An 8,558-nucleotide genomic window follows, 5' to 3' on the forward strand; every position below is an offset into this window, starting at 1 on the left:
TCAAAAATAACTTGAAGTGAAAAGTAGATATACAAAATAGTATAAAAATAGAGAAGTCCTTATCAGCTCACTTAAAATACGATGAAAATATAAATATTAAATATATAAACTAGGAAACCAAAAACAGCGATGAGCTTATCGCCACATTGGGTATAGAAGGGATTGTAGTATCATGCAAAGAAAAAGAATGAATATTGAAAGTGAAATCCTTAAAAGGTTTGTGGAGGTAGCACATAAATATGGTTATAATGTATTTAAAGGACAAGGAAAAGACAACCGGATAATTATTGATGGTAACACCTACTTTCAGTTTGGTGACCTAAGGGTTAATACTGAAACTTATCACATTGTGATTGAAGCAGAAAGCGCTGGTGGTGTTACGAACCTAGTTAAATATTGGTATTGTTTAGAAAAAAATCTAGATATTATAAAAAAGCCTATTGTCCTTTTTCATGTGTTTCATCAAAGTAGCGAAGCGGATTATGGATCCCATTTATCTCTTTGGCGTTTCCTTCGGGATAAAATGCAAACGGCAGTTGGTGATAAAATAAAAGCTGCTTGTTATACTTATAAAAATTATGAGGATATAGAAGCGATAGTTAATGATTTTGAAAAATATTTAGTATAGCAACGGCTTAGTATTGTTTACGATAGTTATAAAGAGTTTGTTTTAGTAAAAAACAGGATTGTTCCTGTTTTTATTTTGTCGAGATATGTCGAAATATTTTTAATGTTTGTGTTGTTATTTACAGGATAAAATGATAAGATAAATAAGCTGAGATTCAAGAAATCTGATGTTTTCAAGAGTCATGGTCAAAGTCATGTTGACAGTATCATACAAGTGTTTTAGCAATTTCTTGGGGATTGTTCAGTCTATTGTTGCCATGATTTTGATCTGCGACTAGAGAAATTAAGTCATAGAGTGTCACCATTGGGCTAAATAAGTAAAACGTACAATTTAATAGTCGCTAATGAGAAGTTTGGACAAAATGGCAGGGAGGAGGTATCGGGATATATAGTCCCGATGTGTGATAAGATGGTCGCGAAAAGAGAACCCAAAACTACATTTGACCGATTGCTCACAAGATTGCTCGAGGGAATGGTTGTGCCGTTTATCGGTGCGGGTGTTTCTTACGAAGCTAAACATCGTGGAGGAATCACTGGCCTCACGAAAACGAATAAAATGCAAAATCGCGTTTTTGAAGCTTTGAAAGAAAAATGCGCAAGTCAAAAATGTTGTAAATCATGTGTAGTTAAAAAAGAAGTGTGTAATGAGGAGAGTAGGGACAAACACAATATATCCTTTGATAAAGTCTGTGAGCTTTGGGAGTGGTCCTGCTCAGAAAATCATCAGATCGAGACATGTAGGAGATTTGAGCTAATCTACGACATTTTAAAGATCCCTGAATTTGCAAATGTAGAGCCTACCGATGCTCACTATTACATTGCATTTCTTGCGAGGGAAGGACTTATAGACGAAGTAATTACCACCAATTACGATACGTGTATGGAACAAGCTTATTGTAATACTTTTGGATTGAAATATCCCTTGACGGGAGATGATTCTCCGGCTTTGGTGATAGATACACTCTCAGAATATCGTGACAAGGCAGGAAGAAAATTTACAAGTGGGCCAAAACCACGGCGGTGTCTTAAGGTTTATAAAATAAACGGATGTGCCGGAAAGCTGCCTTCGAAGCAAGATCATGCTCAGAATGGACAATGTAAATGTAAAAGTATTCTTTTGACCGAAAGAGATCTGCAGCACTGGCGACATCGCAGCTGGGCAAGGGATCTTTTCCGCGATCGAATGCGTTCGCGCACCCTTCTTTTCTCCGGTTTTGGCAGTGATGAACCGCAGGTACGCTTTACAGTTATGCAGGTCTGTGAGGAGTTTGCTTTGCAAGAGCAGGATAGTACCCAGTCAGGTACAAATAGTAATGACGAAGTTTGGACCAAGCCGAATGCACCTTTTATAGCTGCTTATGAAAATGAGCTTACCTTCAGTCAAACACAAATATTGCACGCCTTTGCTCACTACTCTAATGCATCGATCAGCCCGAAAGACCTCAATGCAAATTCCTTTCTCGGTTCAGATATTGAGTTTTTTGATTCAAAGGATAGTTCAGGTACACAGGTACTGGAAGCCGATATATTCTGGAAGCGCGTTTTCCAGGCAGCTTTTTGGCGACTTTTGAGGAAAGAATGCAGGCGCGATGGTGCTGCTGCGTCCTTTCTCTCGTTGTCATTACCCTGTGCTAGCGCACTTATGGTCGAAGTTCTCGATTGGTTAGCTCCCGAAAATAACTCGGGGTTCAGTTTCGGACGTTTTCCAGAAATGCTTGACTTAAAAGAAGGTGAAAGAAGAGTTATTCCTCTGATGAGATGGGTAGAACGGGTACGTGGAATTCAACCTGAGGTAAAGGAGGGCTTGTACAGCAATCTTATTGAAAATTCAGTGTTAATAATGATTGTGTTAATGTTAATCTATTTATTATTATTAAATGATTCATATGAACCTAATAGTGATATTACCTGGCAGCTACTGAATAACATGATCGGCGATAAGGATGGCCCCTTGGGGCTATATATTGATACGTCCCATATATTTAGTGGTGCAAATATTAGGCTCTACATTATCCATAGAGATGCAGCAAGCTACTTACCTCAAAGAATATTGTGGAGTGAAGACAAGAAAATTAGCACAGCTATACAGATAGTGGTCGGTGATTGGCAGGCAAGTACTCGCAGAATATGGTTGGTTAATAAGAAGAATGATGATATAAAGGTAGTTACGGTTCGCCAGATCTCATTTTTACAGTTGTTAGGACATGCCCATAATGTTCGAGAGGCCAAGAAGACATTTCACGATAATCTTAGGAAGACTTTTCTATTAACTGATGAGGGACGTCGCCGTGTGCGTCTCAGGACGGAATCATTATAGTTTAAGGAGGTGAGGAACATGGTGGATAAATCTTTCCAATTAAATGAATGGAAGCTCGATTTAGATATAGAATCGCTAATGGACTATACAGGTTGTAAAGATCTTGGTCTTATTGTAAAGGGTATTTATATATCAGAGGTAGCTCTGGCTGTACACCTTTCTTGGGAACGTGGAGTTTCTGAAACTAACAGAACCAAAGAGTGTCTCGGTCGCCTCCTGCGTTTTTTATCCAGTTATGCCGAAGAATTGGAGCTGGTAGTCCCGGTATTGTGTTTGATTCATGTTCCAGAAGGGGTCGATGCTGAAATCAAAAATAAGCTGAATCAGTGGGCTGCCGATCAGGATTGGCATCGAGGAGACTTTTCCATTGTTGTTTTAAGCGAAGATAAGGATAAAAATAAAGATGTCGAGGATATTATTCGGAAGATATTAGGAACAGCCTCTACAGCCTGGCCACAGATAGAACTGAAACCTCGAGATATTAAAGCTATCATTAATAGTTTTCAAAGCGAGATGCGGTCTAGGCGAATTTCGGAGGAACACGCAAGCCTACTGGCCGCTATAGCCCAAACTTTGGATGAAGGAACCGATAAGCCTATTCAAAATTGGTTAAATGGGAGGATGGAAGACATATATAAGCTCATGGAGGGGAGAAAGGGCAGTGAACGATAAACATGTATCGCGTGTAAAGTCGATAAAACTTTGCAGGTTTAGGGGGTTTGTAAATGACACCCCGATTGAATTAAATACCGACGCTGATATTGTGTTGCTGACGGGCCCCAATGGTTTCGGCAAAACGAGTTTTGTCGATGCGCTTTGCCTTTTATTGAATCGTCATTATTATTCAGAAAGGTTACCATTATCTTCGTGCAATGGGGAAAATCATGGTGAAACTTATATTGAGGCAGTTGTTAAATATGCTGAAAACGAAAGCGATACTGTGAAGGTGACTGTCGGGGAAAATTCGAAAAAACAACCTGAGATTGTACCTTTGGAAAACTCATGGATCGGCGGTATTTCAAAGGAATTGGCTGCACGTTGCAGTTTTTTTTACCAGGACCTCTTGAGCAAACTTTTTGAAGAGGAGGATGCTCAGGTTGGACTTTTAGAATTTCTCAGCCCAAAACCTGAAAATGTACAGAAAGCCCAGGATGCGGTGAGACAAGCGCTGAAACAATGGAAGGCTGATTCTGACAATATATTGAAAAGTTTTGCTCAAAAGGATTTTCCCAGTGAAGGTGATATCAATGAAAAGAGAAAAAAGGCGGTGGTTGCTTTCAGAGACGCATGGAATGAAATGGTAAAAGCAGCACGGACGGAAATGCAGATTACACTTCCTGAAAGGGATAGGAATTGGTTATTTTTGATAAATTCAGAGAATCTGCGAGCAGGATGGCAGAATGAGTTGAGAAGTTGGGGTGCGGAATGTTTGGATTTGCTTATGCCTAATGGAAAGCAGCTTGGTACAGATGAAAAGCCTTCTGTAGTCTTACATTTTATAGAAGAAGCTATGTCTCAATTACGGTATAAAGTAATAAATCAAATGGCTGGATCTAGAGAGAAGCTCAAGTTGCTTCTAGATGATATACCTAACGATGCTCAGGTGTTTCCACCTAGTAATTGGCCTGAAAAGGAAAAGGAAATAAGCGGGTTATCGAAGGAAGTCCGTAAGCTGGAGATGCAACTAACATTGTTTGAAAAACTGGAACGGCACTTTGATAACCCAAAAGGACCGAATCTGGTGGAAGTTTTGACGGCTCTGCGAGATCAAGGTAAAATGTGGCTTGAAGTGCCCGAAGTCAGTCCGGATATTAGTCCGCCTTTATCTATTATCGAATGGCTCCGAAAGATTGGGATAGATGATCTTGACAGGCTAATTGATCGGCTTGAGGAATGGCAGTCGCGTATCGGTCAAAAACGCTTTGAACTTCAACAAAGGGTTTTTGACAAGCAGAAGGAAATGCAAAATCAGAGTATGCTTTTAGAGAAATCAAAAAAAATCTTTTATTTGTTGGAGCAAACCGGATTAAATTCCGAATTAAAGGACTTTAAAAATAGCGATACACCTATACCTTCTTCTATCTTAAAAGAAAGAATGTCATCTTTTACAGTTCAACCGAGCTAACTTCATTCCGCGATAGATCGCGTTCAAGAGGCAATATCGCAATGGATCCAGGTAGAGGAACTCGACGAACGCCGAATATCTGCTTTACAGCAAAAAGAAAGTTATATCAGGGTAAAGAAGTATATAGACATAGTTTCAGAAGCATTGAAGAAGGAAACAGGAAAAAATTCGGTGTTAAACGCGGCACTTCTTCCGCCGAAGAATGTTCTTAAGGAACTAGAAAAAAATATAAACGAGATTTTGGAACGTTTTCGTATTGTAGAAGGTATCTGCCCTGTTTGCTTGGAAATTAAACGAGGCAAAGGCGCAAAATCTGGTGATACGTTGCAGGTTTATGCGGCAGATGGTCGACCACTCAAGGCCTTTTCAATTGGTCAAAAAGCTCAGTTAGGCCTTGCTCTACTACTTGGTCTTAACTATTCTCTTAATAAATATATCGGACATAACATTATAGCCTTAGATGACGTAACTACTGTCTTCGATATGGCTCAGCTGCCGCGAACTGCTGCACTAATCAGGCAGATTGCTTATGCACCCAGAGAAGTTTCTGCCAGACGTCAGGTCTTTATTGTCAGCCACCACGAGGATCTGACAAACCGTCTCCTTGATTTTCTTATTCCTCCGGAGGGTAGGGAACTGCGAATTTTGAATTTTGTTGACTGGAGTCAGTCTGATGGGCCGAAAATTGAGCAGAGAAAAGCTGTTCCCGGGCTTGAAGTGTCCAAAGATAGCAGAAAAAAATTGGCACATGTACTTGATACTATATGTAAGAGGAATTATTAAGGGGAGATAGAATAACTTCTTTATTGTCCATTAAAACTCCTGAGTTTCTGTTGTGTTGATATGAAACGTTATACGTCAATGGCATGAGCACTCGGGATATTCAAGAAACACTTTGCAGAGAATATATGGCTTTGAGGCTTTTATACAACGAATACTGAAAGCTTGAGAGCATATCGATAGATTATGGCGTGATGGAGAAGTCTCAAAATGCCTATGTAGTACCTGACGATTTTGGCTGGGACGACGTCGGAAGCTGGACGTCTATAGAAAGGCTTTACGAAAAGGACGAAAACGGCCAATGTCATAAAAGGCAATGTGGTGAGCGTAGATACAAAGAAGTGCATCATCACAGGCAGTGAGAAGCTCATCGCTACGTTGGGTATAGAAGATGTCATAATCGTGGACACGGAAGATGCTTTGTTGATATGTTCAAAGGATAAGGATGTGAAAGAGGGTATTAAAGGAGCTTAAAAAAAAGCGGAGTATTTATGAGGGAAAAATTAGTTGATGAACACTTCCCTTTCATAATTTTAAAAGTATATGAATACAATATATGGAAATAATTATTATAAAGTGCTATAGACTTAGAAAGGGAAGTATGATAATATGGTAATAAAGGAACAACATGGCTTTGTTATAAAAGAGGGTGATAACATGTTTGATAAAGGATTTGGTAGTGACATTAGGTTTATTTTTGATGTTAATATTGGCTTTGATGAAAATAAGGCTATTGATTATTTTGGTAAAAAATATATTAGTGGAACAAGTTTGAAATCAACTCTTCGTAGTTTTTTGTTGGAATATGAACAACGTGGTATTGTTGATGATATTAAAGAGTTTTTTAATTGGCTATTGGATAATTTAAGGAATGATATAAAAACGATAAAGGAAAACAATTATGAATGCTTGTATGATGAATACCACCGAGTAGAGAAATTATTGAAAAATAAGAGTGGCTATATAAGTAACTATGATTATTTAAATTTGCTGAACTATGATTCACTGCAAAGATTAAAGAAAATACTTTTAAGTTATAAAGAGGAATATGCAGTTTTTCAGAAATGTAGAAAAGATATTGTTTTTTATAACGACTTGTTAGCTTGGTATGAAGATATACCTGAAGATTTAATTATGTTTATAAAAAATTTATATGAAAAGCAATTTGAGGATTATTTAAATGCTTATATACTAAAAGATACACTGGAAATACAGGAATGCAGTGATGAGTGTAATTTTGCTGCATAAAAGGGGTGTTGAGATGGAAGATAAATACAAAGAAATCATAAAAAATGTAGAGCTGCTTAACATATATCTATCTGAGTTAAAGTGTAAAAGATCGAGTGATAGCACTAAATTTCAAAAGGGAGTAAATGTGAATTTTGATTATAATTTTCAAGTAGAGGGAATAAGGGAAAAAGGCTTTGATTGTAAAGCAATCTTTAAAATAACTGGTATTGAAGAAAACATAAGTGTATTAGAAATATATGCTGAATTTATTGTTATGTATGAACTATTATGGGATACAAAATCGAAAAAAGGAAAATAAATTACCAAGCGGATCATATAATCAGGAAGCTTGGTGATTTTTTATTGAAGAATGAAAAGTTTTTTAATTTATTTATAAAAATTATAATTGATGAAAAACACAATTTGACAAAAGCACATTTAAAAATTTTAGTTGATAGATTTGTAATTGGAAAAGTTATAAAAGATGAGGATGCTAATGTTTTTTTGGAATTATGTTTTAATTTTCTATCTTATAACAACAAAGGTAGCTTATTGGAATACGTATCTCAGAAGTTAGGGCCTTTTGGATTGGAAGCGAAAAATTATGATTGTTCTTGTAGGACTATATTTGTTTATAATGAAAACCAGGTAGGAAATGCTAATTTTGATTTGGTGTTTTTTAATAAGGAGTTTGCAGAGTATAGCGATAATTACGTCTATGTTAAAAAAGATGAAGACAAGCGGTGTAATGTCAAGTAGTATTTTTTGGAACCTTGAAAAATAAAGACCTCAAAAACTCTAAAAAAGGCAACACTTAATAAGCCCACCATATATTGGATAATAATGGAAGGAAACTTAGCTGATATTCAGTTAAATGTATTTGCTAAATCTATCCATTACCTCCCGGTTGGTAGATTTGGCCTTTGCTCAGCAAGGCAAAGACCAGTCTCACAAGCTTACGTGCCGTTAAGACGAGGGCTCTCTTATGCTGGTGTTTGGTAACCTCATTGTACTTCTTGCAGTAAAAATCAGCATACTCTTTTGCGTGTATCCTTACGCAATTGGCTGCTTCTACAAGATAGTACCTCAAATATTGGTTGCCGCACTTAGCTAAAGAGGTGTCTTCAGCACTAAAGTTGCCAGATTGATATTTATTCCACACGAGGCCTGCAAATTTGGCTACAGCGCATTCATTTTTAAACCGCTTAACATCACCAATCTCAGCCACAAGGCCTGCGGCTAATACATCGCCGATGCCTGGAATAGTAGTCAGAGTTTGGCGAAAAGCATTAAGCTGTTTAGAGATTTCTTTATCCAGTTTTTAAGCTGAGATTCAAGAAATCTAATATTTTCAAGAGTCATGGTCAGAGTCATGCTAACAGTATCGCACATGTCGGGATTAAGACGATATGCCCTATTAGCAGCGGATTTAAGTGTTTTAGCAATTTCTTCAGGATTGCTCAATCTATTGTTACCATG

Annotated in this window: 8 protein-coding genes and 2 pseudogenes; 9 read left to right on the forward strand and 1 reads right to left on the reverse strand. The window is 37.5% G+C overall.

The window, feature by feature from the left end:
- The first annotated feature begins 172 nt into the window (after positions 1-172).
- The 9 genes and pseudogenes from CALPO_RS0100955 (at position 173) to CALPO_RS12910 (ending at position 7,838) form a co-directional block, all read left to right on the forward strand.
- Positions 173-628 (forward strand): hypothetical protein, encoded by a 456-nt coding sequence (locus tag CALPO_RS0100955; RefSeq protein WP_026485661.1) that lies wholly within the window; start codon positions 173-175, stop codon positions 626-628.
- A 477-nt stretch (positions 629-1,105) separates the two neighbouring features.
- Positions 1,106-2,944 carry an SIR2 family NAD-dependent protein deacylase gene (locus CALPO_RS0100960; RefSeq protein WP_169736173.1) on the forward strand — a complete coding sequence of 613 codons (1,839 nt, stop codon included), beginning with the start codon at positions 1,106-1,108 and terminating at the stop codon, positions 2,942-2,944.
- Positions 2,945-2,962: 18 nt separating this feature from the next.
- A complete protein-coding gene (locus CALPO_RS0100965; RefSeq protein ID WP_026485663.1) occupies positions 2,963-3,616 on the forward strand; it encodes a hypothetical protein in 654 nt (217 codons plus the stop codon).
- Positions 3,606-5,069 carry an AAA family ATPase gene (locus CALPO_RS0100970; RefSeq protein ID WP_026485664.1) on the forward strand — a complete coding sequence of 488 codons (1,464 nt, stop codon included), beginning with the start codon at positions 3,606-3,608 and terminating at the stop codon, positions 5,067-5,069. Before CALPO_RS0100965 ends, CALPO_RS0100970 begins: the two co-directional genes overlap by 11 nt.
- A 171-nt stretch (positions 5,070-5,240) precedes the next feature.
- A complete protein-coding gene (locus CALPO_RS0100975; protein WP_026485665.1) occupies positions 5,241-5,852 on the forward strand; it encodes a P-loop NTPase family protein in 612 nt (203 codons plus the stop codon).
- Positions 5,853-5,986: 134 nt separating this feature from the next.
- Positions 5,987-6,360 (forward strand): annotated as a pseudogene (locus CALPO_RS15155) (mannose-1-phosphate guanylyltransferase); the annotation flags it as partial.
- Between the two features lie 98 nt (positions 6,361-6,458).
- Positions 6,459-7,097, forward strand: coding sequence for a hypothetical protein (locus tag CALPO_RS0100985; RefSeq protein WP_026485666.1), 639 nt, complete (start codon positions 6,459-6,461; stop codon positions 7,095-7,097).
- Between the two features lie 13 nt (positions 7,098-7,110).
- Positions 7,111-7,398, forward strand: coding sequence for a hypothetical protein (locus tag CALPO_RS12905; protein ID WP_174391318.1), 288 nt, complete (start codon positions 7,111-7,113; stop codon positions 7,396-7,398).
- A gap of 44 nt (positions 7,399-7,442) precedes the next feature.
- Positions 7,443-7,838 (forward strand): hypothetical protein, encoded by a 396-nt coding sequence (locus tag CALPO_RS12910; protein ID WP_156940112.1) that lies wholly within the window; start codon positions 7,443-7,445, stop codon positions 7,836-7,838.
- A gap of 130 nt (positions 7,839-7,968) precedes the next feature.
- Here the strand turns inward: CALPO_RS12910 and CALPO_RS12915 are convergent.
- Positions 7,969-8,558, reverse strand: a pseudogene (locus CALPO_RS12915) (IS110 family RNA-guided transposase); the annotation flags it as partial.

Origin of the sequence: Caldanaerobius polysaccharolyticus DSM 13641 (assembly GCF_000427425.1) — a bacterium.
Classification (GTDB): Bacteria; Bacillota; Thermoanaerobacteria; order Thermoanaerobacterales; family Caldanaerobiaceae; genus Caldanaerobius; species Caldanaerobius polysaccharolyticus.